27 protein-coding genes are annotated in these 25,960 nt (G+C 56.6%); 23 read left to right on the top strand and 4 right to left on the bottom strand.

Annotated features, from left to right (window positions below; genetic code table 11):
* Positions 1-181 precede the first annotated feature (181 nt).
* The 8 genes from KFZ77_RS05470 (at position 182) to KFZ77_RS05435 (ending at position 7,867) form a co-directional block, all read left to right on the top strand.
* Complete coding sequence (locus KFZ77_RS05470; protein WP_031524871.1) at positions 182-1,243, top strand: PhoH family protein; 1,062 nt, start codon at positions 182-184, stop codon at positions 1,241-1,243.
* Positions 1,240-1,707, top strand: coding sequence for an rRNA maturation RNase YbeY (ybeY, locus tag KFZ77_RS05465; RefSeq protein WP_031524869.1), 468 nt, complete (start codon positions 1,240-1,242; stop codon positions 1,705-1,707). Before KFZ77_RS05470 ends, ybeY begins: the two co-directional genes overlap by 4 nt.
* 78 nt (positions 1,708-1,785) lie before the next feature.
* Positions 1,786-2,664 (top strand): CNNM family magnesium/cobalt transport protein CorC, encoded by an 879-nt coding sequence (gene corC, locus KFZ77_RS05460; RefSeq protein WP_031524867.1) that lies wholly within the window; start codon positions 1,786-1,788, stop codon positions 2,662-2,664.
* A gap of 5 nt (positions 2,665-2,669) precedes the next feature.
* Positions 2,670-4,214 (top strand): apolipoprotein N-acyltransferase, encoded by a 1,545-nt coding sequence (gene lnt / locus KFZ77_RS05455; RefSeq protein WP_031524865.1) that lies wholly within the window; start codon positions 2,670-2,672, stop codon positions 4,212-4,214.
* Positions 4,215-4,579: 365 nt separating this feature from the next.
* Complete coding sequence (locus KFZ77_RS05450; RefSeq protein ID WP_031524863.1) at positions 4,580-5,491, top strand: amino acid ABC transporter substrate-binding protein; 912 nt, start codon at positions 4,580-4,582, stop codon at positions 5,489-5,491.
* Positions 5,492-5,727: 236 nt separating this feature from the next.
* Complete coding sequence (locus KFZ77_RS05445) at positions 5,728-6,468, top strand: amino acid ABC transporter permease (RefSeq protein WP_031524861.1); 741 nt, start codon at positions 5,728-5,730, stop codon at positions 6,466-6,468.
* Positions 6,468-7,145 carry a glutamate/aspartate ABC transporter permease GltK gene (gene gltK / locus KFZ77_RS05440; RefSeq protein ID WP_031524860.1) on the top strand — a complete coding sequence of 226 codons (678 nt, stop codon included), beginning with the start codon at positions 6,468-6,470 and terminating at the stop codon, positions 7,143-7,145. The genes KFZ77_RS05445 and gltK overlap by 1 nt, the downstream gene beginning before the upstream one ends.
* Positions 7,142-7,867, top strand: coding sequence for an amino acid ABC transporter ATP-binding protein (locus KFZ77_RS05435; RefSeq protein WP_031524858.1), 726 nt, complete (start codon positions 7,142-7,144; stop codon positions 7,865-7,867). Before gltK ends, KFZ77_RS05435 begins: the two co-directional genes overlap by 4 nt.
* Before the next feature lie 50 nt (positions 7,868-7,917).
* Here KFZ77_RS05435 and KFZ77_RS05430 read toward each other — a convergent pair whose 3' ends face one another.
* Positions 7,918-8,400 (bottom strand): zinc ribbon-containing protein, encoded by a 483-nt coding sequence (locus KFZ77_RS05430; protein WP_031524856.1) that lies wholly within the window; start codon positions 8,398-8,400, stop codon positions 7,918-7,920.
* A 257-nt stretch (positions 8,401-8,657) separates the two neighbouring features.
* Between KFZ77_RS05430 and leuS the strand changes: the two genes are divergently transcribed.
* The 14 genes from leuS (at position 8,658) to lipA (ending at position 23,702) form a co-directional block, all read left to right on the top strand.
* Positions 8,658-11,240 carry a leucine--tRNA ligase gene (gene leuS, locus KFZ77_RS05425; RefSeq protein WP_264385660.1) on the top strand — a complete coding sequence of 861 codons (2,583 nt, stop codon included), beginning with the start codon at positions 8,658-8,660 and terminating at the stop codon, positions 11,238-11,240.
* Between the two features lie 14 nt (positions 11,241-11,254).
* Positions 11,255-11,845, top strand: a complete 591-nt coding sequence (gene lptE / locus KFZ77_RS05420) for an LPS assembly lipoprotein LptE (RefSeq protein ID WP_264385659.1) — start codon at positions 11,255-11,257, stop codon at positions 11,843-11,845.
* A complete protein-coding gene (gene holA, locus KFZ77_RS05415) occupies positions 11,842-12,873 on the top strand; it encodes a DNA polymerase III subunit delta (protein WP_264385658.1) in 1,032 nt (343 codons plus the stop codon). The genes lptE and holA overlap by 4 nt, the downstream gene beginning before the upstream one ends.
* Positions 12,874-12,880: 7 nt before the next feature.
* Positions 12,881-13,537 carry a nicotinate-nucleotide adenylyltransferase gene (nadD, locus tag KFZ77_RS05410; RefSeq protein WP_264385657.1) on the top strand — a complete coding sequence of 219 codons (657 nt, stop codon included), beginning with the start codon at positions 12,881-12,883 and terminating at the stop codon, positions 13,535-13,537.
* Positions 13,538-13,790: 253 nt separating this feature from the next.
* Complete coding sequence (rsfS, locus tag KFZ77_RS05405) at positions 13,791-14,108, top strand: ribosome silencing factor (RefSeq protein ID WP_031524851.1); 318 nt, start codon at positions 13,791-13,793, stop codon at positions 14,106-14,108.
* A gap of 3 nt (positions 14,109-14,111) precedes the next feature.
* The gene (rlmH, locus tag KFZ77_RS05400; protein ID WP_024547826.1) at positions 14,112-14,579 is read left to right on the top strand and encodes a 23S rRNA (pseudouridine(1915)-N(3))-methyltransferase RlmH; all 468 of its coding nucleotides are present in this window, start codon (positions 14,112-14,114) and stop codon (positions 14,577-14,579) included.
* A 26-nt stretch (positions 14,580-14,605) separates the two neighbouring features.
* A complete protein-coding gene (gene mrdA / locus KFZ77_RS05395; protein ID WP_031524849.1) occupies positions 14,606-16,507 on the top strand; it encodes a peptidoglycan DD-transpeptidase MrdA in 1,902 nt (633 codons plus the stop codon).
* Between the two features lie 2 nt (positions 16,508-16,509).
* Positions 16,510-17,622: a peptidoglycan glycosyltransferase MrdB gene (gene mrdB, locus KFZ77_RS05390; RefSeq protein WP_031524847.1), complete on the top strand. Its 1,113-nt coding sequence runs from the start codon at positions 16,510-16,512 to the stop codon at positions 17,620-17,622.
* Positions 17,623-17,632: 10 nt separating this feature from the next.
* The gene (rlpA, locus tag KFZ77_RS05385; RefSeq protein WP_264385656.1) at positions 17,633-18,805 is read left to right on the top strand and encodes an endolytic peptidoglycan transglycosylase RlpA; all 1,173 of its coding nucleotides are present in this window, start codon (positions 17,633-17,635) and stop codon (positions 18,803-18,805) included.
* Positions 18,806-18,940: 135 nt separating this feature from the next.
* Complete coding sequence (dacA, locus tag KFZ77_RS05380) at positions 18,941-20,152, top strand: D-alanyl-D-alanine carboxypeptidase DacA (RefSeq protein ID WP_031524844.1); 1,212 nt, start codon at positions 18,941-18,943, stop codon at positions 20,150-20,152.
* A gap of 105 nt (positions 20,153-20,257) precedes the next feature.
* Positions 20,258-20,521 (top strand): DUF493 family protein YbeD, encoded by a 264-nt coding sequence (gene ybeD, locus KFZ77_RS05375; protein WP_024547821.1) that lies wholly within the window; start codon positions 20,258-20,260, stop codon positions 20,519-20,521.
* Between the two features lie 84 nt (positions 20,522-20,605).
* A complete protein-coding gene (gene lipB / locus KFZ77_RS05370) occupies positions 20,606-21,244 on the top strand; it encodes a lipoyl(octanoyl) transferase LipB (RefSeq protein ID WP_264385655.1) in 639 nt (212 codons plus the stop codon).
* Between the two features lie 316 nt (positions 21,245-21,560).
* Positions 21,561-22,517, top strand: a complete 957-nt coding sequence (locus tag KFZ77_RS05365) for a YbeF family transcriptional regulator (RefSeq protein ID WP_264385654.1) — start codon at positions 21,561-21,563, stop codon at positions 22,515-22,517.
* Between the two features lie 219 nt (positions 22,518-22,736).
* Entirely contained in the window at positions 22,737-23,702 is a 966-nt protein-coding gene (gene lipA / locus KFZ77_RS05360; RefSeq protein WP_264385653.1) for a lipoyl synthase, read from the top strand.
* A gap of 85 nt (positions 23,703-23,787) precedes the next feature.
* Here lipA and tatE read toward each other — a convergent pair whose 3' ends face one another.
* Entirely contained in the window at positions 23,788-23,994 is a 207-nt protein-coding gene (tatE, locus tag KFZ77_RS05355; protein ID WP_031524837.1) for a twin-arginine translocase subunit TatE, read from the bottom strand.
* A gap of 126 nt (positions 23,995-24,120) precedes the next feature.
* Positions 24,121-24,909, bottom strand: a complete 789-nt coding sequence (locus KFZ77_RS05350; protein ID WP_264385652.1) for a deaminated glutathione amidase — start codon at positions 24,907-24,909, stop codon at positions 24,121-24,123.
* A 107-nt stretch (positions 24,910-25,016) separates the two neighbouring features.
* Here KFZ77_RS05350 and crcB point away from each other — a divergent pair, with 107 nt between their 5' ends.
* On the top strand, positions 25,017-25,397 hold the full coding sequence (gene crcB, locus KFZ77_RS05345; protein ID WP_264385651.1) for a fluoride efflux transporter CrcB: 381 nt from the start codon (positions 25,017-25,019) through the stop codon (positions 25,395-25,397).
* 212 nt (positions 25,398-25,609) lie between these two features.
* Here the strand turns inward: crcB and cspE are convergent, their stop codons facing one another.
* Positions 25,610-25,819 (bottom strand): transcription antiterminator/RNA stability regulator CspE, encoded by a 210-nt coding sequence (cspE, locus tag KFZ77_RS05340; RefSeq protein WP_004100146.1) that lies wholly within the window; start codon positions 25,817-25,819, stop codon positions 25,610-25,612.
* Between the last annotated feature and the right edge of the window lie 141 nt (positions 25,820-25,960).

The following is a 25,960-nucleotide window of genomic DNA, read 5'->3' as shown; positions in this document are numbered from 1 at the left end:
TCCGCCGTACAGCCCTGCTCCAGCAAATTCCTTTTTTGCACTTGCTTTCTGAAAGCAGCACCCAAATATCATCCCCAATGCTTGCGCCTTTTTCCGGTGCCGTGAATACTTCACGCAGGCCTGTGAAAATTCCGTAAGGCTTTGGTCCACCTTAGCCGTCCCGTGAGACAAGAGGATAAGTTTGAATATCGATACACGTGAAATAACGCTGGAACCTGCAGATAATGCCCGTCTGCTGAGTTTGTGCGGCCCGTTCGACGACAATATTAAGCAGCTCGAACGACGTCTGGGCATCGAAATCAACCGTCGCGATAACCACTTTAAGCTCACCGGCAGAACGCTGTGCGTGAACGCTGCCGTGAACATCCTGCGCGATCTCTATGTTGATACCGCCCCGGTGCGAGGTCAGATTAACGACATCGATCCGGAAAACATTCACCTGGCGATCAAAGAATCCCGCGTGCTGGAACAGACCGCCGAAAGCGTGCCCGAGTTTGGCAAAGCGGTAAACATCAAAACCAAACGTGGCGTGATCAAGCCGCGTACGCCAAACCAGGCGCAGTACATCGCCAACATTCTTGACCATGACATCACCTTCGGCGTTGGCCCGGCGGGTACCGGTAAAACCTACCTCGCGGTCGCAGCGGCGGTGGATGCGCTGGAGCGTCAGGAGATCCGTCGTATTCTGCTGACCCGTCCGGCGGTAGAAGCCGGTGAGAAACTCGGCTTCCTGCCGGGGGATCTCAGCCAGAAGGTCGATCCTTATCTGCGTCCGCTCTACGATGCGCTGTTCGAAATGCTGGGCTTCGAGCGCGTTGAAAAGCTGATGGAGCGCAACGTCATTGAAGTCGCGCCGCTGGCCTACATGCGTGGCCGTACGCTGAACGACGCGTTCATCATTCTGGATGAGAGCCAGAACACCACCATCGAACAGATGAAAATGTTCCTGACGCGTATCGGCTTTAACTCGAAAGCGGTGATTACCGGCGACATTACCCAGATCGACCTGCCGCGCAGCACCAAATCCGGCCTGCGTCACGCCATTGACGTGCTGTCCGGTGTGGAGGAGATCAGCTTTAACTTCTTCCACAGCGAAGACGTGGTGCGCCACCCGGTGGTCGCGCGCATCGTTATCGCCTATGAAGCCTGGGAAGAGGCGGAGCAGAAGCGTAAAGCCGAGCAGGCCGCCGAGCGTAAACGTGAAGCACAGGCGCATGACGCCGGCTCGCAGGAGCGTCAATGAGCCAGGTGATGTTAGATCTACAAGTGGCTTGCGAAGACACCACCGGGCTTCCGGATGAAGCCCAGTTTCAGGCCTGGCTGGATGCGGTGATCCCCCAGTTTCAGGAAGAAGCGGAAGTGACTATCCGCCTGGTAGACGAGCCGGAAAGCCACGAACTGAACCTGACGTACCGCGGCAAAGATAAGTCCACCAACGTGCTCTCTTTCCCATTTGAGGCCCCGCCGGGCATCGAGCTGCCGCTGCTGGGCGATCTGATTATCTGCCGCCAGGTCGTGGAGCGCGAAGCGGTCGAGCAGGATAAACCGCTCAACGCCCACTGGGCGCATATGGTGATCCACGGCAGTCTGCATCTGCTGGGCTATGACCATATTGAAGACGACGAAGCCGAAGAGATGGAAGGGATTGAGACAGAGATAATGCTTGCCCTGGGCTTCGCCGATCCGTACATTGCCGAGAAAGAGTAACCGGCCTGTGCCACTGTATCGCACCCCGCCACTGCGGGGTTGCAGACATCAACCAACACGAGAACCTGAACGAACGCCATGAGCGACGACAATTCACACAGTAGCGATTCACCTAATACTAAAAAAGGATTTTTCTCACTCATTCTGAGTCAGCTTTTCCACGGCGAGCCAAAAAACCGTGAAGAGCTGCTGGCTTTGATTCGTGATTCCGGGCAGAACGAGCTTATCGATGAAGATACGCGCGATATGCTTGAAGGGGTGATGGATATTGCTGACCAGCGCGTCCGCGACATCATGATCCCCCGCTCACAGATGGTCACCCTGAAACGCAACCAGACGCTGGATGAGTGTCTCGACGTCATTATTGAGTCAGCCCACTCGCGTTTCCCGGTCATCAGTGAAGATAAGGATCACATCGAAGGGATCCTGATGGCGAAAGATCTGCTGCCGTTTATGCGCAGCGATGCGGAAGCCTTCAGCATGGATAAAGTGCTACGTCAGGCTGTTGTGGTGCCGGAAAGCAAGCGTGTAGACCGCATGCTGAAAGAGTTTCGCTCCCTGCGCTACCACATGGCGATTGTGATTGACGAGTTCGGCGGCGTGTCGGGCCTTGTGACCATTGAAGATATTCTTGAGCTTATCGTCGGCGAGATTGAAGACGAATACGATGACGAAGAGGATATCGATTTCCGCCAGCTGAGCCGCCATACGTGGACGGTACGCGCTCTGGCGTCGATTGAAGATTTCAACGACACCTTTGGCACCAGCTTCAGCGATGATGAAGTAGACACCATCGGTGGCCTGGTGATGCAGGCATTTGGTCATCTCCCTGCGCGCGGTGAAACCATCGACATTAATGGTTACCAGTTCAAAGTGGCGATGGCGGACAGCCGCCGCGTGATTCAGGTCCATGTCAAATTCCCGGACGATGCCCCGCCGCCAAACCTGGATGAATAATTCAAATGGAAGTTGTTTCCTGGTATAACCGCCAGCCAGTTCGACTGCTGCTGGCCCTGCTATTCGGAGCCAGCGGTACGCTGGCTTTTTCTCCTTTTGATTTCTGGCCCGCCGCGCTGATTTCACTGGTTGCGCTGCAGGGACTCACGCTGCATCGCACCGTCAGGCAAAGCGCCGCCATTGGCTTCTTCTGGGGGCTGGGTCTGTTTGGCAGCGGCGTCAACTGGGTTTACGTCAGTATCGCCCAGTTCGGCGGTATGCCGGAGCCAGTAAATATCTTCCTGGTGGTTCTGCTTGCCGCATATCTCTCGCTCTACACCGGGCTGTTTGCCGGGGTGCTGACGCGCCTGTGGCCGACTGCGGGCTGGGTAAGGCTGGTTATCGCCGCACCGGTGGTGTGGCAGTGCAGTGAATTCCTGCGCGGCTGGGTGCTTACCGGTTTCCCGTGGCTGCAGTTTGGCTATAGCCAGATTGACGGGCCGTTAAAAGGCCTGGCGCCGATCCTCGGGGTGGAGAGCATCACCGTCCTGCTGATGGCGATAAGCGGTATGCTGGTGCTGGCGGCAGCACACCGTAACTGGCGTCCGCTGGCGCTGGCCGTGGCGCTGTTTGCCCTGGTCTGGCCGCTGCGCTATCTGAGCTGGTTTAGCGCCGTGCCGGAGCGTACCACTCAGGTTGCGCTGGTGCAGGGCAATATCCCTCAGGCGCTAAAGTGGAATGAGGACGAGCTGTATCGCACGCTGGATATCTACACCTCCGCGACGCAGGCGCAGATGGGTAAATCCCAGCTGATTATCTGGCCGGAATCCGCTATTCCGGACCTGGAGATTAACCAGCAGCGTCTGCTCTCCACCATGGACTCGCTGCTGCGCGCGCGTAACAGTACATTAATTACCGGTCTGGTGGATGCGCGTCTGAACGGCAAAAACCGTTACGACACCTACAACACCATCATTACCCTCGGCGAGGGCAGCCCTTACAGCTACACCTCCCCTAACCGCTACAACAAAAACCATCTGGTGCCGTTTGGCGAGTTTGTGCCGCTGGAAAGCATTCTGCGTCCGCTGGCCCCGTTCTTCGACCTGCCGATGTCCTCGTTCAGCCGCGGGCCTTACGTCCAGCCCCAGCTTAGCGCGCACGGTTTTAAAATGACGGCCGCGATCTGCTACGAGATCATTCTCGGCGAGCAGGTGCGGGACAACTTCCGTCCGGATACCGATTTCCTGCTCACTATCTCCAACGATGCCTGGTTTGGCCACTCCATCGGCCCGTGGCAGCACTTCCAGATGGCGCGTATGCGCGCGCTGGAGCTGGCGCGACCGCTGCTGCGCAGCACCAACAACGGCGTGACGGCGGTGATTGGCCCGCAGGGCGAAGTCCAGTCGATGATCCCGCAGTTCACGCGGCAGACGCTGGTCGCTGAGGTTACGCCAACCACCGGCCTGACGCCTTATGCGCGTTTTGGTAACTGGCCGCTGTGGGCGCTCACCGCGCTGGCCGGATTTGTCGCGCTGATTGCCAGCCTGCGCGCTCGACGTCGTAAGGCATAATCCCTCAAAGCCCGCCTCTGCGGGCTTTTTTTTGTTCCCCGCTCCGCGTTTACCATTTCTGGCACATCCCTTGCTTATTACTTATCAACAGATTAGCCATCCGCCGTGATGTCAGGCCTGACAGCCTCATCTGCACCAGTGCGGGACAACAGCAGCACCAGAATGGTGCATGGAAAGATTTTTGCCTTTAAATGGTGCGGCGCGCTTCGCAAAAATAAACAATTTAATAGCGAAATCTTTACATCAAGCCAGGCTGAATGTTAACAAATAGCAACAATACTGCGCGATATTACGGCAGACATAACAACATACGCACTCACATGGGTATCAACAGCGTCACTGGCGCTGCGATAAAGGAGTTGGATATGCAATTACGTAAACTGGCCGCTGCAATGCTGGTAATGGGTGTCAGCGCTGGCGTGGCTCACGCTGAAGACGCTGCTGGCTCCGCGCAGTCGAGCACGCTGGATAAGATCGCCAAAAACGGCGTGATCGTCGTCGGCCATCGTGAATCATCCGTACCATTCTCGTACTACGATAACCAACAGAAAGTGGTCGGCTACTCCCAGGCTTACTCAAATGCGATTGTTGAGGCAGTTAAAACCAAACTCAACAAACCGGATCTGCAGGTCAAACTGATCCCTATCACATCTCAGAACCGTATTCCGCTGCTGCAGAACGGCACCTTTGATTTTGAGTGTGGCTCCACCACTAACAACCTTGAGCGCCAGAAACAGGCAGCTTTCTCTAACACCATCTTCGTTGTCGGCACCCGTCTGCTGACCAAAAAAGGCGGCGCGATTAAGGACTTCCCGGACCTCAAAGGTAAAGCCGTGGTCGTGACCTCCGGCACCACCTCTGAAGTGCTGCTGCATAAGCTGAACGACGAGAAGAAAATGGATATGCGCATCATCAGCGCGAAAGATCACGGTGACTCTTTCCGTACGCTGGAGAGCGGTCGTGCGGTGGCGTTTATGATGGATGATGCCCTGCTTGCCGGCGAGCGCGCGAAAGCGAAGAAACCGGATCAGTGGGATATCGTCGGTACTGCCCAGTCTCAGGAAGCCTACGGCTGTATGCTGCGCAAGGGTGACACCGAGTTCAAAAAGCTGATCGACGACACCATCGCCAAAGTGGAAACCTCCGGCGAAGGCGCGAAATGGTTTGATACCTGGTTTAAAAACCCAATCCCACCGAAAAACCTGAACCTGAACTTTGAGCTTTCTGAAGAGATGAAAGCCCTGTTCAAAGCGCCAAACGACAAGGCACTTAACTAATTACAACCATTAGGGGCGGGACCTCCTGCCCTCACGATTGCTCTGAAGCACGGACAGACTATACGCCTGATGGCCGTTCCCCATCGGGCGCGAATTACCCGGCAGGTACAGGTAACACAGCCGGCCCCTCAAACGGCACGGCAAAAAAACAGCGTGACGCCTGAACGCTAAGGGTAAACAGCTTCTTAACAATCTTCGAGGGTAGCGCTGCTACCCTCATTTTTTCGGAGTGTATTATGTCTATAGACTGGAACTGGGGGATCTTTCTGCAGTCCGCCCCGTTCGGCAACACCACCTATCTCGGCTGGTTGTGGAGTGGTTTTCAGGTTACCGTCGCCCTGTCGATCAGCGCCTGGATTATCGCTTTCCTGGTCGGTTCCCTGTTTGGCATTCTGCGTACGGTTCCTAATCGTTTCTTATCCGCAATCGGCACCTGCTACGTTGAGCTGTTCCGCAACGTCCCGCTGATCGTGCAGTTCTTTACCTGGTATCTGGTGGTGCCGGAGCTGCTGCCTGAAGATATCGGCATGTGGTTTAAAGCGGAGCTGGACCCAAATATTCAGTTCTTCGTCTCGTCCATGATCTGTCTCGGGCTGTTTACGGCTGCGCGCGTCTGCGAGCAGGTCCGTGCGGCGATTGAGTCGCTGCCGCGCGGGCAAAAGAATGCGGGTCTGGCAATGGGCCTCACCCTGCCACAAACCTACCGTTACGTGCTGCTGCCTAACGCCTATCGCGTGATCGTGCCCCCGATGACCTCCGAGATGATGAACCTGGTGAAAAACTCCGCCATCGCCTCGACGATTGGTCTGGTGGATATGGCGGCGCAGGCGGGCAAGTTACTCGACTACTCGGCCCACGCCTGGGAGTCGTTCACCGCCATTACGCTTGCTTACGTGGTCATTAACGCCGTGATTATGCTGGTGATGAATCTGGTCGAGCGCAAAATTCGCCTGCCGGGCAACATGGGGGGCAAATAATGTACGAGTTTGACTGGAGTTCTATTGTCCCTGCCATGCCGTACCTGCTTGACGGGATGATCATCACCATGAAGATCACCCTCACGGCTGTGGTGGTGGGGATTGTCTGGGGTACGCTGCTGGCGGTAATGCGCCTGTCCACCTTTAAGCCGCTGGCCTGGTTTGCCAGCAGCTATGTCAACGTCTTCCGCTCCATCCCGCTGGTGATGGTGCTGCTGTGGTTCTACCTGATTGTACCCGGCCTGCTGCAACAGGTGCTGGGGCTGTCGCCGACGTCGGATATCCGCCTGATTTCCGCGATGGTGGCGTTTTCGATGTTTGAAGCCGCCTACTACTCGGAAATTATTCGCGCCGGTATCCAGAGCATCTCCCGCGGGCAGTCCCACGCCGCGCTGGCGCTGGGCATGACCCACTGGCAGTCGATGAAGCTCATCATTCTGCCGCAGGCGTTCCGCGCCATGGTACCGCTGCTGCTGACCCAGGGGATCGTCCTGTTCCAGGACACCTCGCTGGTGTACGTCCTGAGCCTTGCGGACTTCTTCCGCACCGCCTCCACTATCGGTGAGCGTGACGGTACGCAGGTTGAGATGATCCTCTTTGCCGGTTTTGTTTACTTTGTTATCAGCCTGAGCGCCTCGTTGCTGGTCAGCTATCTGAAGAAAAGGACAGTGTCATGATTTCCCTGAAAAATGTTTCAAAATGGTATGGTCACTTTCAGGTGCTGACCGACTGCTCAACCGAGGTGAAAAAAGGCGAAGTGGTCGTGGTCTGCGGCCCATCGGGTTCCGGAAAATCCACGCTGATTAAAACGGTGAACGGGCTGGAGCCGGTTCAGCAGGGCGACATCGCCGTAAACGGCATCAAGGTGAACGACAAGAAAACCAACCTTGCGCAGCTGCGCTCCCGGGTTGGCATGGTGTTCCAGCACTTTGAACTGTTCCCGCATCTCTCCATCATCGAAAACCTGACGCTGGCGCAGGTGAAGGTCCTCAAGCGCGACAAAGCCGCCGCGCGTGAGAAAGGCCTGAAGCTGCTGGAGCGCGTCGGGCTGTCGGCGCACGCCAATAAATTTCCGGCGCAGCTCTCTGGCGGTCAGCAGCAGCGTGTGGCGATTGCCCGTGCACTGTGTATGGACCCGGTAGCGATGCTGTTTGACGAGCCAACTTCTGCACTCGATCCCGAGATGATCAACGAAGTGCTGGACGTGATGGTCGAGCTGGCACAGGAAGGGATGACCATGATGGTGGTAACCCACGAAATGGGCTTCGCGCGCAAAGTAGCGCATCGCGTCATCTTTATGGATGAAGGGAAAATCGTTGAGGACGCCAATAAAGAGGAGTTCTTCGCCAACCCGAAATCCGAGCGCGCCAAGGACTTCCTGGCAAAAATACTGCACTAAGCGTTTCGCTGCTTGCATCAAAAAAGCCTTCCGGATGGAAGGCTTTTTTATTACGGCTCAAATGGCCGACGCTGGAACTGGTCATGCCCGCATTTCGGGCATAGCGACAGCACGTCGGGCGTATATACGGCAAGGTGATAGTGGCACTTTTCGCACACCAGGTTGCCGAGCCCCACCACTTCACCGCTGTGATAGACCCCGTGGTGATTGAGATCCTGGAACACTTCGCGCCACTCCAGCTGGGTTTTGTCAGTGATGTCGGCCAGCTCCTGCCACAGGCTCTCTTTGATGACGCGCATAAACACGCCATCGGTAAATTCATCCTGGCTTTCGTTATAGCTTCTGGCAAACTCCTCCAGATCGCGGCGTACCGCCCGGGTTACCTCATCGATTTCAGTGCGCGTCAGCTCCCCGGTTTGCGAGACGCGTTCACGCGCGCTGGCCACCAGAGCGTCGATATCGCGATCGCCATTGCGCAGACGCTCGGTGAGTTGGGTCACCAGCTCCCGGTAATATTGAGCAACCTTGTTCATGCGTATTTATCTCCTGTCAGGTAACCTCTTCTAATAATAGACGTTAATTGCCTGTCGCTTTGTTAGCAGAGCCACATCTGCTGTAAAGGAGTGCAAAGAGCGCATAGCAGAGCAGATGATTGCGAGCCGCGCCGCAAGGCAAACATCTCTGCCGGGAAAGACTGTTGCGAGGCGGGCTAATCGGCTATGCTATGCGGATCTGAAATACTACCTTTAGCTACCGCTGTAGCTGCTTTAACACAGGACCACTGGCTGCCATGCAAGAGCAATATCGCCCGGAAGAGATAGAATCCAACGTACAGCTTCACTGGGAAGAGAAGCGCACTTTTGAAGTGACTGAAGACCCGAGCAAAGAGAAGTACTACTGCCTCTCGATGCTGCCCTATCCTTCTGGTCGTCTACACATGGGCCACGTTCGTAACTACACCATCGGCGACGTGATTGCCCGCTATCAGCGCATGCTCGGCAAAAACGTTCTGCAGCCTATCGGCTGGGATGCGTTCGGCCTGCCGGCTGAAGGGGCCGCGGTAAAAAACAACACGGCGCCTGCTCCCTGGACCTACGACAACATCAACTACATGAAAAACCAGCTCAAAATGCTGGGCTTCGGTTATGACTGGAGCCGCGAGCTGGCGACCTGCCAACCGGAATATTACCGTTGGGAGCAGAAGTTCTTTACCGAGCTGTATAAAAAAGGCCTGGTGTACAAGAAAACGTCGGCGGTGAACTGGTGCCCGAACGATCAGACCGTGCTGGCTAACGAACAGGTAATCGACGGCTGCTGCTGGCGCTGCGACACCAAAGTTGAGCGTAAAGAGATCCCGCAGTGGTTTATTAAAATCACCGCCTACGCTGACGAACTGCTCAACGATCTGGACAAACTGGATCACTGGCCTGACACCGTTAAGACCATGCAGCGCAACTGGATTGGCCGCTCGGAAGGCGTGGAAATTACCTTCGACGTGCAGAACAGCGACGAGAAGCTGACGGTTTACACCACCCGCCCGGACACCTTCATGGGCGTGACCTACCTGGCGGTAGCCGCAGGTCACCCGCTGGCACAGGCTGCAGCCGCCGCTAACCCGGCGCTGGGCGATTTCATTGCCGAATGCCGTAACACCAAGGTTGCCGAAGCTGAAATGGCGACCATGGAGAAAAAAGGCGTTGATACCGGCATCAAAGCGATTCACCCGCTGACCGGCGACGCTATTCCGGTATGGGCCGCCAACTTCGTGCTGATGGAATATGGCACCGGTGCGGTGATGGCGGTTCCGGGCCACGATCAGCGCGATTACGAGTTCGCTACTAAATACGGTTTAACCATCAAACCGGTTATTCTTGCCGCCGACGGCAGCGCGCCGGATCTCTCCGAACAGGCGCTGACCGAGAAGGGCGTGCTGTTTAATTCCGGCGAGTTCGATGGCCTTGATTACACCGCGGGCTTCAACGCTATCGCCGATAAGCTGGCAGCCAAAGGCGTTGGCGAGCGTAAAGTTAACTACCGTCTGCGCGACTGGGGCGTTTCCCGTCAGCGCTACTGGGGCGCACCGATCCCAATGGTCACGCTGGAAGACGGCACCGTGATGCCAACCCCGGAAGACCAGCTGCCGGTGATCCTGCCGGAAGACGTGGTGATGGACGGCATTACCAGCCCGATTAAAGCCGACCCGGAGTGGGCGAAAACGACCGTAAACGGCCAGCCGGCCCTGCGTGAAACCGACACCTTCGACACCTTTATGGAGTCCTCCTGGTACTACGCGCGTTATACCTGCCCGCAGCACCAGGAAGGTATGCTGGATTCCGACGCCGCCAACTACTGGCTGCCGGTAGACATCTATATCGGCGGTATCGAACACGCCATCATGCACCTGCTCTACTTCCGCTTCTTCCACAAGCTGATGCGCGATGCGGGCCTGGTAAATTCCGACGAGCCGGCTAAGCAACTGCTGTGTCAGGGTATGGTGCTGGCGGATGCCTTCTATTACGTTGGCGCGAACGGCGAGCGTAACTGGGTCTCCCCGAAAGAGGCCATCTTCGAGCGTGACGAGAAAGGCCGCATTATTAAAGCGAGCGACGCCGCGGGCCACGAGCTGGTGTATACCGGCATGAGCAAAATGTCGAAGTCGAAAAACAACGGCATCGATCCGCAGGAGATGGTTGAACGTTACGGCGCAGACACCGTGCGTCTGTTCATGATGTTCGCCTCCCCGGCCGACATGACCCTCGAATGGCAGGAATCCGGCGTGGAAGGTGCTAACCGCTTCCTGAAACGCGTCTGGAAACTGGTTTACGAACACACCGCGGCTGGCGAAGCACCTGCAATAAACATCGCTGCGCTGAGCGACGATCAGAAAGCGCTGCGTCGCGAGGTTCATAAAACCATCGCCAAAGTCACCGATGATGTGGGTCGTCGTCAGACCTTCAACACCGCCATCGCCGCCATCATGGAGCTGATGAACCGCCTGCAGAAAGCACCGCAGGAGAACGAACAGGATCGCGCGCTGATGAACGAAGCGCTGCTGGCCGTGGTTCGCATGCTCTATCCGTTCACCCCGCACGTCAGCTTTACGCTGTGGCAGGAGCTGAAAGGCGAAGGTGATATCGACAACGCGCCGTGGCCGCAGGCGGATGAGAGCGCCATGGTGGAAGACACCACCCTGGTTGTGGTGCAGGTCAACGGCAAAGTGCGTGGCAAAATAACCGTTGCCGCAGATGCAACAGAAGAACAAGTGCGTGAACGCGCGGGCCAGGAACACCTGGTGGCAAAATATCTCGACGGCGTGACCGTGCGTAAAGTGATTTACGTTCCCGGCAAACTGCTTAACCTGGTTGTAGGCTAAGCGCAGGAGGAAGTGTGCGATATCTGGTGACTTTATTAGTAAGCCTGGCGGTGCTGGTCACCGCCGGATGTGGCTGGCATCTGCGCAGCACCACTGCGGTGCCGCCTGAAATGAAAACCATGATCTTTGACACCTCGGATCCAAACGGTCCGCTGGCGCGTGCCATTCGTGAACAGCTGCGTCTTAACGGCGTAACGCTGATCGAAAAAGGCTCTCTGCGTCAGGATATTCCGTCGCTGCGTATCGGCGGCGCGTCCATCTCGAAAGACACCGCGTCGGTGTTCCAGAATGGCCGCACGGCGGAGTACCAGATGGTGATGAACGTATCGGGTCAGGTATTGATTCCGGGGCATGACGTCTACCCTATCAGCACAAAGGTCTATCGTTCCTTCTTCGATAACCCGCAGACCGCTCTGGCAAAAGACTCTGAGCAGGCGCTGATTGTGCAGGAGATGTACGACAAAGCCGCTGAGCAGCTGATTCGTAAGCTGATGAGCGTTCATGCTCAGGATGCGGCGGCAACCAAAGCACAAGATGAGGCGGCGCCTGCGCCGACCAATCCGGAAAACAGTAACCGCGTTTCCACCACGCTTACACCGCAATGATTCGGCTTTACCCTGAACAACTCCAGGCGCAGCTCCATGAGGGGCTGCGCCTGGCGTATCTGCTGCTTGGTAACGATCCGTTGCTGCTGCAGGAGAGTCAGGACGCCGTGCGCCGTGCCGCTGCCGCGGCAGGCTTCGAAGAACACCATACCTTTGCTATCGACGCCAGCACCGACTGGCAACAGCTGTTTGCGCTGTGCCAGGAGATGAGCCTGTTCGCCAGCCGCCAGACGCTGTTGCTGCTGCTGCCCGACAACGGCCCCAACGCCGCCATCAATGAACAACTCGCGACGCTGGTCAGCCTGCTGCATGACGACTTACTGCTGATCGTGCGGGGCAACAAGCTGACCAAAGCCCAGGAAAACGCCGCCTGGATCGCAGGGCTGACACAGCGTGCGGTGCAGGTGAGCTGCCAGACGCCGGAACAGGCACAGCTACCGCGCTGGGTCGCTGCCAGGGCGAAGCAGATGAAGCTCTCGCTTGATGATGCCGCCAACCAGCTGCTGTGTTACTGCTATGAAGGTAATCTTCTGGCGTTGGCCCAGGCGCTGGAGCGACTGTCATTGCTGTGGCCTGACGGCAAGCTGACGCTGCCGCGGGTTGAAGAAGCGGTCAACGATGCGGCGCATTTTACCCCCTTCCATTGGGTGGACGCCCTGCTGGCCGGCAAGAGCAAACGCGCGCTGCATATTCTGCAGCAGCTTCGTCTGGAGGGTAGCGAGCCGGTGATCCTGCTGCGTACGCTACAGCGAGAACTGCTGCAGCTGGTTAACCTGCAACGCGCATCCGCCCACACGCCGCTGCGCGCGTTGTTTGACAAACAGCGGGTCTGGCAGAATCGTCGCCAGCTGGTAACCGATGCTCTGGCCCGGCTTTCCGCCGCACAGCTAAGCAGTGCGGTACATCAGCTGTGTCAGATCGAGCTGACGATAAAGCAGGATTTCGGCCAGTCGGTATGGTCAGAGCTGGAAGCACTGTCGCTCTTGCTGTGCCATAAGTCCCTCGCCCCCCTGCTTTCGGTGCGTTGAGATGAGCATGGCGCTACACGCCCTGTTCGGCGGCACTTTCGACCCTATCCACTGCGGCCATCTGCGCGTAGTCGAGGCGCTGGCGCAGCAGGTCAAGCTGGCGCGTATCACCATCATGCCGAACAACGTGCCGCCCCACCGCCCGCAGCCGATGGCCAGCAGTATTCAGCGCAAAGAGATGGTGGCTCTGGCAATTGCCGATAACCCGCTGTTCGCGCTCGATGAACGCGAACTGCAGCGCACCACGCCATCCTATACTGCTGACACCCTCGCGCAGTGGCGTGAAGAGCAAGGTTATACACGTCCGCTGGCATTCATTATCGGTCAGGACTCACTGCTGACGCTTCCCACCTGGTATCACGCCGGGCGCCTGCTGTCGCTGTGCCACATTCTGGTCTGTCGCCGCCCGGGCTATCCGGTGCAGATGAAAAGCGAAGAAGAACAGCGCTGGCTGGAAGCCCATCTGACCAACGACCCGGCCCTCCTGCATCAGGAACCGGCAGGCCGTATCTGGCTTGCCGACACGCCGCTGGTGGATATCTCGGCTACTGCCATTCGGCAGCGCCTTCAGCGCGGCCAGTCCTGCCGCGAGCTGCTGCCTGAAGCAGTGGAAAATTATATTCGCGCGCACCGCCTCTACCACACCGACAGCCAGACGGCATAAATTCCAGGGGCGGCGTATTCATGTGGATAATTCTGCTGAAACATTGACAGGGTTTGCCAGGCTGATATTCTCCGCAGCCAGATTTGAGGCTACGCGCCACGCTGAATTTGAAATTGTTTTACAAAAATGGCGATGCAAACTTGTGCTGGCAGTGGGATGATAGCCCACTTGCCTACAGGCCGGGCCTGCTCGTCAGGCTTGCGATGCGCCATCCGGTGTCATCATCAACGTTACTGTTCCCAGGGGGATACACTTGCAGGGTAAAGCACTCCAGGATTTCGTCATCGATAAGATCGACGATCTGAAAGGTCAGGATATTGTTGCGCTGGACGTCCAGGGCAAATCGAGCATCACCGACTGTATGATTATCTGTACCGGCACCTCTACGCGCCACGTTGTCTCTATTGCTGACCACGTCGTTCAGGAATCACGTGCCGCTGGCCTGATCCCGCTCGGGGTTGAAGGTGAAAGCGCCGCCGACTGGGTTGTGGTTGATCTCGGCGATGTGATGGTCCACGTCATGCAGGAAGAGAGCCGTCGCCTGTATGAGCTGGAAAAACTCTGGAGCTGATGCGTGAAGCTCCAACTGGTCGCCGTCGGCACCAAAATGCCCGACTGGGTACAGACCGGCTTTAGCGAATATTTACGCCGCTTCCCCAAGGATATGCCGTTTGAACTGGTAGAAATTCCTGCTGGAAAACGCGGCAAAAATGCCGATATAAAGCGTATCCTCGAAAAAGAGGGCGAACTGATGCTGGCGGCTGCCGGTAAAAACCGCATCGTCACGCTCGATATTCCTGGCAAGCCCTGGGATACCCCGCAACTGGCGACGGAGCTGGAGCGCTGGAAGCTCGATGGCCGTGATGTCAGTTTGCTTATCGGTGGCCCGGAGGGTCTGTCCCCCGCCTGTAAAGCCGCGGCGGAGCAGAGCTGGTCGCTTTCGGCGCTGACCCTGCCCCATCCGCTGGTCAGGGTACTGGTGGCCGAAAGTCTGTATCGTGCATGGAGCATCACCACCAATCACCCATATCATCGTGAATAGACGCGATCAGGTAGATTAAGCTGCGGATGAAATTACAGAATTCTTTTCGCGATTATTCGGCAGAGTCCGCACTGTTTGTGCGCAGGGCGCTGATCGCCTTTATCGGCATTCTGCTGTTAACCGGCGTTCTGGTTGCCAATCTCTACACCGTGCAGATCCTGCGCTTCAACGACTATCAGACCCGCTCCAACGAAAACCGCATCAAGCTGGTGCCCATTCCGCCGAGCCGCGGCATTATTTACGACCGCAACGGCATCCCGCTGGCGCTGAATCGCACTATCTATCAGGTAGAGATGATGCCGGAGAAGGTAGATAACGTGCAGCAGACGCTCGAAGCGCTGCGCGACGTGGTCGACCTCAATGATGATGATATTGCCGCTTTCAAGAAAGAGCGCGCCCGTTCCCACCGCTTCACCTCTATTCCGGTAAAAACCAACCTGACGGAAGTGCAGGTCGCGCGCTTTGCCGTGAACCAGTACCGTTTTCCGGGCGTGGAAGTTAAAGGCTATAAGCGCCGCTTCTACCCCTATGGCTCAGCCCTGACGCACGTCATCGGCTACGTCTCAAAGATCAACGATAAAGATATCGACCGTCTGGATAAGGACGGCAAGCTGGCGAACTACGCCGCCACGCATGATATCGGCAAACTCGGGATTGAGCGCTATTACGAAGACACGCTCCACGGCCAGACCGGCTATGAAGAGGTCGAGGTGAACAACCGCGGCCGCGTGATCCGCCAGCTGAAAGAGGTTTCGCCCCAGGCCGGGCATGATATCTATCTGACCATCGACCTGAAGCTGCAAACCTATATCGAAACCCTGTTGCAGGGTAGCCGTGCCGCAGTGGTAGTCAGCGATCCGCGTACCGGCGGCATTCTGGCGCTGGTTTCCACGCCAAGCTACAACCCGAACCTGTTCGTGGATGGCATCTCAAGCAAAGATTACTCCGGCCTGCTCAACGATCCGAACACGCCGCTGATTAACCGCGCTACTCAGGGCGTCTACCCGCCGGCGTCAACCGTGAAGCCGTATGTTGCGGTCTCTGCCCTGAGCGCCGGGGTCATCAATCGCAATACCTCGCTGTTCGATCCTGGCTGGTGGCAGCTGCCGGGCAGTGAAAAACGCTACCGCGACTGGAAGAAATGGGGCCACGGTCGTCTGAACGTCACCAAATCACTGGAGGAGTCCGCGGATACCTTCTTCTACCAGGTGGCGTACGACATGGGCATCGACCGCCTTTCCGAGTGGATGAGCAAGTTCGGCTACGGTCATTTTACCGGCATCGATCTTGCCGAAGAGCGCTCCGGCAACATGCCGACGCGTGAGTGGAAGCTCAAGCGCTTTAAAAAGCCGTGGTACCAGGGCGATACCATTCCGGTGGGCATCGGTCAGGGCTACTGGACCGCCACCCCGCTACAGATGAACAAAGCGATGATGATCCTGATTAACGACGGCATCGTTAAAGTTCCGCACCTGCTGATGAGCACCGTGATAGACGGCAAGCAGCAGCTATGGAAGCAGCCGGAACAGCCGCCGGTGGGCGATATCCACTCCGGCTACTGGGAAATCGCCAAAGACGGGATGTATGGCGTGGCGAACCGCGCTAACGGCACCGGTCATAAGTACTTCGCCAGCGCGCCGTATAAAGCCGCCGCGAAGTCGGGTACGGCCCAGGTATTCGGCCTGAAAGCTAACGAGACCTATAACGCGCATAAAATTTCTGAACGCCTGCGCGACCACAAGCTGATGACCGCCTACGCCCCTTACGATAAACCGCAGGTCGCCGTGGCCATGATCCTGGAAAACGGCGGTGCCGGTCCGGCAGTTGGCACCATCATGCGCCAGATCCTCGACCACATTATGCTGGGCGATAACAACACCGATTTGCCTGCTGAAGCGCCCGCTCAGGCAGGGGCTGAGGACCAGTAACCATGACCGATAACCCGAATAAAAAGTCGTTCTGGGATAAAATCCATATCGACCCCATCTTCCTGCTAATTATTCTGGCGCTGCTGGCCTACAGCGCGCTGGTGATCTGGAGCGCCAGCGGTCAGGACATTGGCATGACCGAGCGCAAAATCGGTCAGATCCTGATGGGAATGGTCGTCATGATCGTGATGGCCCAGGTTCCGCCCAGGGTGTACGAAGGCTGGGCGCCCTATCTGTATATCGTCTGCGTGATCCTGCTGGTGGCGGTGGATGCTTTTGGGGCTATCTCCAAGGGCGCACAGCGCTGGCTCGATCTGGGTATCGTCCGCTTCCAGCCGTCAGAGATCGCAAAAATCGCGGTGCCGCTGATGGTGGCGCGCTTCATCAACCGTGACGTCTGCCCGCCAAGCCTGAAAAATACCGGTATCGCGCTGGTGCTGATTTTCATGCCAACGCTGCTGGTAGCGGCGCAGCCCGACCTCGGCACCTCAATTCTGGTGGCGCTTTCCGGCCTGTTCGTGCTGTTCCTGGCCGGCTTAAGCTGGCGCCTGATTGGTATCGCAGCGCTGCTGCTGGCGGCGTTTATCCCCATCCTGTGGTTCTTCCTGATGCACGATTATCAACGCCAGCGCGTGATGATGCTGCTCGATCCGGAAAGCGATCCGCTGGGGGCGGGCTATCATATTATTCAGTCTAAAATTGCTATCGGCTCTGGCGGGCTGAGCGGCAAAGGCTGGCTGCACGGCACCCAGTCGCAGCTGGAGTTTCTGCCCGAGCGCCATACCGACTTCATCTTTGCGGTACTGGCGGAAGAGCTGGGGCTGATTGGCGTGCTGGTGCTGCTGGCGCTGTACCTGCTGCTGATTATGCGCGGCCTGTGGATTGCCGCCCATGCCCAGACCACCTTTGGTCGCGTGATGGCGGGCGGGCTGATGCTGATTCTGTTTGTCTATGTGTTTGTGAATATTGGGATGGTGAGCGGTATCTTACCGGTGGTTGGCGTGCCGCTGCCGCTGGTGAGCTATGGCGGCTCGGCCCTGATTGTGCTTATGGCGGGATTTGGCATCGTGATGTCGATGCATACCCACAGGAAAATGCTGTCTAAAAGTGTTTAAGAGGTGCGCAATGCGTAAGCAATGGCTTGGTATATGCATCGCGGCAGGATTACTGTCCGCCTGTACGGGTAATGATAGCGGGCAACCGCAGCAACAGGTGGCGCCGCAGCCTGCCGTCTGTAATGGTCCGATAGTGGAAATTAGCGGTGCAGAGCCGCGCTATGAGCCGCTCAACCCGTCGGTAAATCAGGACTATCAGCGGGACGGCAAAAACTACCGTATCGTGCAGGATGCGTCGCGCTTCTCCCAGGCGGGGCTTGCCGCTATCTATGACGCCGAGCCGGGCAGCAACCTGACCGCGTCCGGGGAGCCATTCGATGCTATGCAGCTGACCGCTGCGCATCCAACGCTGCCGATCCCGAGCTACGCGCGCGTCACTAACCTGGCGAATGGCCGCATGATCGTGGTGCGTATTAACGATCGTGGCCCTTACGGTAACGATCGGGTAATCTCCCTCTCCCGCGCCTCTGCCGATCGCCTGAACACCTCCAACAACACCAAAGTACGCATCGACCCTATTATCGTTGCTCAGGATGGTTCGCTCTCCGGGCCGGGCATGGCCTGCACCACCGTGGCGAAACAAACTTACGCTCTCCCGGCACGCCCGGATCTGAGCGGCGGGATGGGTAGCGTCTCGTCGGCCCCGCAGCCGGTAGCGACCCAGAGCGACGTGCGTGCTATTAACAACGACACGCTGCAAAGTGAAGATAACCTCGGCGCCCCGGTGAAAAGCGGCGGCTTCCTCGGTGCCCCGGCCCCGCTGACGGCCGGCGTACTGGAAAGCGACGCGCCAGCCCAGCCTCAGCCGGTCACCGCTACGCCGGTACAGAGTGCAGCCCCGGCAGTCGCAGCGGGCAATACCCCAAATACGCCGGTCACCGCGCCGGGCACCACCCAGGGCACGGTCACGCAGAGCGCACCGGCCGCCAGCGCAGCGCCTGCAGCGTCTTCCGCACAGGGGTACATGCTGCAGGTTGGCGCGGTCAGCGACGGCGCGCGCGCCCAGCAGTTCTTACAGAAACTGACGCAGCAGTACGGCGTGCCGGGCAAAGTGAACCAGAACGGTGCAGTTTACCGCATCCAGCTCGGGCCGTTCAGCAGTCGCAGCGAAGCAGCGGCCATCCAACAGCGCCTGCTGAATGAGTCGCAGCAGCAGTCGTTTATCGCCGCCTCCGCCCAGTAAATCCGGGCATCTGACTTTGTCAGTTTGTGTAAAGCACCGTAACAAACTCACGCGCAAAGTCAGATGCCAGCCCGTAAGGCATTTGCTATAGTGAAGCACTTTTTTAATTCCATCACGGATGTCGTTGTACAGACCATGAAGACCACTCCTACTGCTCGCTTTGTAACGCGCTTCGCGCTCGCCACGGCGCTCTCCGTCACGGCACTCTCTGCCGCCCACGCAGACGACCTGAACATCAAAACCATGATCCCGGGCGTGCCTCAGATTGATGCTGAAGCCTATATCCTGATCGATTACAACTCCGGCAAAGTACTGGCGGAGCAGAACGCCGACCAGCGTCGCGATCCGGCCAGTCTGACCAAAATGATGACCAGCTACGTCATCGGCCAGGCGATGAAAGCGGGTAAATTTAAAGAGTCCGATCTGGTGACAATCGGCCAGGACGCGTGGGCGACCGGCAACCCGGTATTCAAAGGCTCTTCGCTGATGTTCCTGAAGCCAGGCATGCAGGTGCCGGTATCCCAGCTGATCCGCGGCATCAACCTGCAGTCCGGTAATGACGCCTGTGTGGCGATGGCCGACTTCGTGGCCGGTAGCCAGGACGCGTTTGTGGGCCTGATGAACAGCTACGTATCGGCGCTGGGTCTGAAGAATACCCACTTCCAGACCGTGCACGGCCTGGACGCAGAAGGCCAGTACATCTCCGCGCGCGACATCGCGCTGATTGGTCAGGCGCTGATCCGTGACGTCCCGGCTGAGTACGTTATTTATCGCGAAAAAGAGTTCACCTTCAATGGCATTCGCCAGACCAACCGTAACGGTCTGCTGTGGGATAACAGCCTGAACGTGGACGGTATCAAAACCGGTCATACCGAAAAAGCGGGTTATAACATCGTGGCCTCCGCGACCGAAGGCCAGATGCGCCTGGTGTCCGCCGTACTGGGCGGTCGTACCTTCAAAGGCCGTGAAGCCGAAAGTAAAAAGCTGCTGACCTGGGGCTTCCGCTTCTTCGAAACCGTCAATCCGCTGAAAGCGGGTAAAGAGTTCGCCTCTGAGCCGGCCTGGTTCGGTGACAGCGATCGTGCTTCGCTGGGCGTGGACAAAGATCTTTATCTGACCATCCCGCGTGGTCGTCTGAAGGATCTGAAAGCCAGCTACGTGCTGAATACGCCTGAGCTGCACGCCCCGCTGCAGAAAAACCAGGTGGTCGGCACCATCAACTTCCAGCTGGATGGCAAAACTATTGAACAGCGCCCGCTGGTGGTGCTGGAGCAGATCGAGGAAGGTAACTTCTTTGGTCGCATTATTGATTATATCAAACTGATGTTCCACCACTGGTTTGGCTAAAAAATCACCGCTTGAAAGTGTAATTTCCATCCCCATATACTATGCATATCCACACTCCCGCTTCTGGCGGGAGTGTTTCTTTATATACGCACTACCGGAGCTGACATGAAAACCAAACTGAATGAACTGCTGGAATTCCCTACCCCGTTTACTTACAAAGTGATGGGTCTGGCGAAACCTGAGCTGGTTGATATGGTGGTTGAAGTGGTCCAGCGCCATGCGCCTGGCGATTACACCCCGCAGGTAAAACCGAGCAGCAAAGGGAATTACCATTCGGTTTCCATCACCATCACCGCCACGCATATCGAGCAGGTTGAAACCCTGTATGAAGAGCTTGGCAACATCGACATCGTTCGCATGGTGCTCTGATCCATTACCCGGCGCACGCCGGGTATTGCCTCCCCCGGCTGTGATATACTCCCCGCACCTTTTCTTCTCCCCGGAGATGCCGTTTTGCCTCAGGATAAGATTCTGATCCGCCACCTTGGCCTGCAGCCCTATGAACCCGTATCGCAGGCAATGCATGATTTTACCGATACCCGTGATGAGCACACTGCCGACGAGATCTGGCTGGTTGAGCACTACCCGGTATTTACCCAGGGACAGGCGGGCAAAGCCGAGCACGTGCTGGCGGCAGGCGATATTCCGGTAGTACAGAGCGATCGTGGCGGCCAGGTGACCTATCACGGGCCAGGCCAGCAGGTGATGTACGTCCTGTTAAACCTCAAGCGCCGCAAGCTTGGCGTGCGCGAGCTGGTCAGCGCGCTGGAAAATACCGTGGTCAATACGCTGGCGGAACTGGGCATTGAAGCTTACGCTCGTCCTGACGCCCCGGGTGTGTACGTTGCCGGGCAGAAGATCTGCTCGCTGGGGCTGCGCATTCGTAAAGGCTGCTCTTTTCACGGCCTGGCGCTGAACATCGCGATGGATCTGTCGCCTTTCCGTCGCATCAACCCCTGCGGCTATGCCGGAATGGAGATGGTTCAGGTCAGCGATCTGCTGCCTGACGCGACGGTTGATCGCGTTCAGCCGCTGCTGGTGCGTCATTTCCTCGCTTTGCTCAACAATCCGCCAGTAGAAAATATCAGTTAAGAAATTCACTTCCATTATGGTCTGTTGCATAACAGGCCATCTCCAGGATTTAACATTGCTGCTTTACTTTGGAAACTCTTTTATATATTTTCGTTGCGTCCCAAAGACAAATATTTAATTGACAATAATTTACCTGCGCAGCGTTCCACATTAGGCCCATTCTTACGGCGAAAAGTGATGAGAGCATTTAGCGGCGTTAATTATAGCTATTAAGGATGACTGTCGGCGCATTTTGATGAAATAACAGACAACAACAATAATCAAAATACCGAAAGTAAACTATTATTCACTATGTGAATATATCTGGAGAGTTGGCGTGGAATATAAGGGCACCTCTGAACATATGATTTCACCTCAGGACGATGAGCGAAAGCGCGAGATATTCAGGACTTTGCGTAACATTGATCTTAATCTGTTAACCATTTTCGAAGCGGTTTACGTCCACAAGGGAATTGTCAACGCTGCGAAAATTCTTAATCTGACGCCGTCTGCAATCAGCCAGTCCATCCAGAAATTACGCCATATATTTCCTGACCCGTTATTTATTCGTAAAGGCCAGGGCGTTACTCCCACGGCTTATGCCACGCACCTGCACGAATATATTAGCCAGGGACTGGAATCGATTCTCGGTGCACTGGATTTTCACGGGTCGCACAACAAGCAGCGCACTATTACCATTGCCACTTCGCCGTCGGTTGGTGCCCAGGTCATTCCCCTGCTTTATAGCGCCATTCAGAACGCCAATCCTAATTTACTGATCCGCAATGTGGCCATCAGCGATACCGAAACCCAGCTCAGCCAGTTTCAGACCGACCTGGTAGTGGACGGGGCAACCTATACGTCACGTACCATCGGTAGCCATCTGCTGTTCCGCGACCGGCTGGTGATGGTATGCCGTGAGGGTCATCCGTGCAGTCAACCCTCCGTTTCGCTTGAGCAACTGCAGGCCCATGAGCAGGCGCTGATAACTCTGCAGAACGACTCTGTGAATGAAATACGCAAACGTCTTAACAGCCTGTTCCCTAATTTGCAGGTGGCGTTCAGCAGTTACAACATGGTGACCGTCGCAGCGATGATCAGCAGCTGCGATCTGATTGGCATTATGCCGGCGCGTCTGTTTGAGATGTTCCGCGAGAGCTGGCGGTTGGTGGAGATTGATACCGCCCTGTTCAACGATGACCGGCTCGATACCACGCTGCATTACAACAAGCTCAGCCTGCGCGATCCGATGATGCAGAGCATCATTGATGCGATTCAGAAAGCCTTCCCATGAGCCGACGCAGATGTCGAGGTTGACTATCGATTAACCTCGACGCGGCCACAAAGTAACAACCGTTTTACAATTCTTTTTCCATTTCATGCCCACCGGGCTGCTTTCAGGCCAGTATCAATGTTATACTGCGTGGCGTTGTTTCAAAAATAGTTGATAAATACAAAATTCAATTTATCTGAAACGCTTTCCTTCGATATCCGCAACTGGAACACGCACGCTATGAGTAAACCCATTGTGATGGAACGCGGTGTTAAGTACCGCGACGCCGATAAAATGGCCCTTATCCCGGTTAAAAATGTGGTGACCGAGCGCGAGACGCTGCTCAGAAAACCGGAGTGGATGAAAATCAAACTTCCGGCAGACTCGTCCCGCATTCAGGGTATCAAAGCGGCGATGCGCAAGAACGGCCTGCACTCCGTGTGCGAAGAAGCCTCTTGCCCGAACCTTGCGGAGTGTTTCAACCACGGCACCGCGACCTTCATGATCCTCGGCGCTATCTGCACCCGTCGCTGTCCGTTCTGTGACGTGGCTCATGGTCGCCCTGTTGCGCCTGATGCCAACGAGCCACTGAAACTGGCGCAGACCATCGCTGATATGGCGCTGCGCTATGTGGTTGTCACCTCAGTGGACCGCGACGATCTACGCGACGGCGGTGCTCAGCACTTTGCCGACTGCATCAGCGCCATCCGTGACAAAAACCCGACCATCAAAATTGAAACGCTGGTGCCGGATTTCCGTGGTCGTATGGATAAGGCGCTGGAGATCCTCACCGCCACGCCGCCAGACGTGTTTAACCACAACCTGGAGAACGTGCCGCGTCTCTATCGCCAGGTACGTCCGGGTGCAGACTACGCGTGGTCGCTGAAACTGCTGGAGCGCTTCAAGGAAGCCCATCCGCATCTGCCGACCAAATCCGGCCTGATGGTGGGCCTCGGCGAAACCAATGCTGAAATCGTCGACGTGATGCGCGACCTGCGTCGTCACGGCGTTACCATGCTGACGCTGGGCCAGTATCTGCAGCCAAGCCGCCATCACCTGCCGGTGCAGCGTTATGTCAGCCCGGATGAATTTGAAGAGATGAAAGCCGAAGCGCTGGCGATGGGCTTTACCCATGCGGCCTGTGGCCCGTTCGTGCGTTCGTCCTACCACGCCGACCTGCAGGCGAAAGGGATGGAAGTGAAATAAGGCGGTTACGTCAGGTAACACTTTTCTCACTGCATAAAAAAACCGGCCTGTGTGCCGGTTTTTTTATTGCTGTTTGCTGACGCCGTTACTCTTTGTGAGAGAGTCGTTCGCCCGGCGCGGCAGCCGCGTCTGATGCATTTTTTGCGCTGGTATCGTCATCGTTCATGGCTTTTTTGAAGCCTTTGATGGCAGCACCGAGATCGCCACCCAGCGTGCGTAATTTTTTGGTACCAAACAACAGGACGACCAGTGCAGCAACCACCAGCAGCTTGGTAATACTTATCTCACCCATAAATACCTTCTTTAGAAAACAGGCTGCGAACTTCGCGGCTCAGAACCCTTATATTTAACGGGGAACCTGGCCGGATACACAATAGCAAGCTGTAACAAGATGAATCAAGCACTGATTAAAAAAACGTCACGACAGCTGCGGCGGCGCAAAGCGGCGATTTGCCAGCACAGGTAAGCGCTCACGAACTTCCGCGACCCGCAGCGCGCTCAGCTCGGCAAACAGCAGCGCAGGCTCCTCCGCGGCAGCCGCCACGGTGACGCCCAGCGGATCGACCACCCTGCTCTGACCAATATTGCGTGTACCGCACTCCCCGCTCGCCACTATCCAGCAGGTAGTATCGAGCGCCCGGGCGGCGAGCAGCGTCTGCCAGTGATGCTCTTTCAACGGGCCGCGCACCCAGGCCGCGGGCAGTACCAGCACCTCGGCGCCTCTGAGCGCATGCGCCAGCGCCAGTTCGGGGAAGCGCAGGTCGTAGCAGGTCATCAGCCCGACGCGCATCCCGGCGACGTTAATCAACGGCGGTATGCTGTGGCCGGCATCTACCCGCCGCGACTCCTGTATGGAAAAAGCATCATAAAGATGGAGCTTCTGGTAGCGGGCAATAATCTGGCCGCCGCGCAGCGCGAACAGCGTGTTGGTCGCGCGCCCGTCAGAGGTGGGCACATGCAGCGTCAGGATCGTCGTCAGGGTGTTCCCGGCGCTCTCCCTGAGCAGCCGCCGCAAAAAGTCGCCATCCTCATACTGGGCCGATTTGACGCTCAGATCCGGATCGCTGTCGTCACGCGCCAGTAGCGCCTCCGGTAGCACCAGCATGTCGGCCTGGCCCGCTGCGGCCTGAGCCATCAAGCGGATGCAGGTTTGCGCGTTGGTGCGCGTATCCGGCGTTACGGCAAACTGCCCGATTGCGGCTCTCATACTCAATCCTCACTGAACGGGGTGGCATTCCGAGTATATACCGGATAGTCAGCTCGCCGTCGCACGCGTTACACTGCGTTTCTGACAAACAAAAAGAGAGCGTCACGGTGAATCTTGTTCTGGCAGTATTTGTTGGCGGCGGCATGGGAAGTCTGGCGCGCTGGTTTCTCAGTCTGCGCCTCAATCCGGCGCATCAGGCCATTCCGCTGGGTACGCTGACGGCGAATCTGATTGGGGCGTTTATTATTGGTGCCGGGCTGGCATGGTTTAACCGTATGCCGCAGCTCGACCCGATGTGGAAGCTGCTCATCACTACCGGCCTGTGCGGCGGGCTAACCACGTTCTCGACCTTTTCCGCCGAAGTGGTGTTTTTGCTGCAGGACGGACGTTATGCGTGGGCTGCGCTTAATCTGGCGCTGAACCTCGTTGGCTCACTGGCGATGACCGCGCTGGCATTCTGGCTGGTGAATAGCGCGATGGCCCGCTAACGCGCTTCATCTGGTCTTAATGTTCTTCTGCCATCCTCTGGAAAAATTCCGGAGGCTGATATGCAAGAGAAGATGATAAACCTGAGCACGCTGGCAGTAAGCGCGATAATGATAGTGGCGTTTTTGCGGCTCTATCTTTTTTACTGAGGCTGAAAAAAGCACAAAAAAAACCCGCTCGGTGAGCGGGTTTTTGAAACTTGTGCTTCGTAAGCTTAGATAGGCATTACGTTAGCAGCTGAAGGGCCTTTGGCACCGTTAGTGATTTCGAACTCTACACGCTGACCTTCAGCCAGAGTTTTGAAACCATTGCTCTGGATCGCAGAGAAGTGTACGAACACGTCTTTGCTGCCATCTTCCGGAGTAATGAAACCGAATCCTTTGGACTCATTAAACCACTTAACGTTACCTTTAATCTTAGACATCAATATTACCTTTACATGAAAATGGACACAAATGCTGTGTCGGGCATCAGTACAACAATTGTGGCGCCTTTTGTCCAGCGGATCTTTGCGAAAAAGTGATAAAAGTCTCGTTTCCAAAACGGGGCTTCGCTTTTTCCCTTT

This window comes from Siccibacter colletis (genome assembly GCF_025914095.1).
In the GTDB taxonomy this organism is placed as follows: domain Bacteria; phylum Pseudomonadota; class Gammaproteobacteria; order Enterobacterales; family Enterobacteriaceae; genus Siccibacter; species Siccibacter colletis.
This window is presented reverse-complemented; position numbering and strand designations above follow the sequence as displayed.

Bases quoted from the DNA above. Each gene is read 5' to 3' on its own strand.
- rlpA (WP_264385656.1), top strand. From the start codon at position 17,633: ATGCGTAAGCAATGGCTTGGTATATGCATCGCGGCAGGATTACTGTCC.
- ybeD (WP_024547821.1), top strand. From the start codon at position 20,258: ATGAAAACCAAACTGAATGAACTGCTGGAATTCCCTACCCCGTTTACT.
- leuS (WP_264385660.1), top strand. From the start codon at position 8,658: ATGCAAGAGCAATATCGCCCGGAAGAGATAGAATCCAACGTACAGCTT.
- KFZ77_RS05450 (WP_031524863.1), top strand. From the start codon at position 4,580: ATGCAATTACGTAAACTGGCCGCTGCAATGCTGGTAATGGGTGTCAGC.
- KFZ77_RS05350 (WP_264385652.1), bottom strand. From the start codon at position 24,909: ATGAGAGCCGCAATCGGGCAGTTTGCCGTAACGCCGGATACGCGCACC.
- KFZ77_RS05430 (WP_031524856.1), bottom strand. From the start codon at position 8,400: ATGAACAAGGTTGCTCAATATTACCGGGAGCTGGTGACCCAACTCACC.
- KFZ77_RS05435 (WP_031524858.1), top strand. From the start codon at position 7,142: ATGATTTCCCTGAAAAATGTTTCAAAATGGTATGGTCACTTTCAGGTG.
- dacA (WP_031524844.1), top strand. From the start codon at position 18,941: ATGAAGACCACTCCTACTGCTCGCTTTGTAACGCGCTTCGCGCTCGCC.
- mrdA (WP_031524849.1), top strand. From the start codon at position 14,606: ATGAAATTACAGAATTCTTTTCGCGATTATTCGGCAGAGTCCGCACTG.
- holA (WP_264385658.1), top strand. From the start codon at position 11,842: ATGATTCGGCTTTACCCTGAACAACTCCAGGCGCAGCTCCATGAGGGG.
- tatE (WP_031524837.1), bottom strand. From the start codon at position 23,994: ATGGGTGAGATAAGTATTACCAAGCTGCTGGTGGTTGCTGCACTGGTC.
- lnt (WP_031524865.1), top strand. From the start codon at position 2,670: ATGGAAGTTGTTTCCTGGTATAACCGCCAGCCAGTTCGACTGCTGCTG.
- nadD (WP_264385657.1), top strand. From the start codon at position 12,881: ATGGCGCTACACGCCCTGTTCGGCGGCACTTTCGACCCTATCCACTGC.
- gltK (WP_031524860.1), top strand. From the start codon at position 6,468: ATGTACGAGTTTGACTGGAGTTCTATTGTCCCTGCCATGCCGTACCTG.
- cspE (WP_004100146.1), bottom strand. From the start codon at position 25,819: ATGTCTAAGATTAAAGGTAACGTTAAGTGGTTTAATGAGTCCAAAGGA.
- corC (WP_031524867.1), top strand. From the start codon at position 1,786: ATGAGCGACGACAATTCACACAGTAGCGATTCACCTAATACTAAAAAA.
- KFZ77_RS05445 (WP_031524861.1), top strand. From the start codon at position 5,728: ATGTCTATAGACTGGAACTGGGGGATCTTTCTGCAGTCCGCCCCGTTC.
- mrdB (WP_031524847.1), top strand. From the start codon at position 16,510: ATGACCGATAACCCGAATAAAAAGTCGTTCTGGGATAAAATCCATATC.
- lipA (WP_264385653.1), top strand. From the start codon at position 22,737: ATGAGTAAACCCATTGTGATGGAACGCGGTGTTAAGTACCGCGACGCC.
- ybeY (WP_031524869.1), top strand. From the start codon at position 1,240: ATGAGCCAGGTGATGTTAGATCTACAAGTGGCTTGCGAAGACACCACC.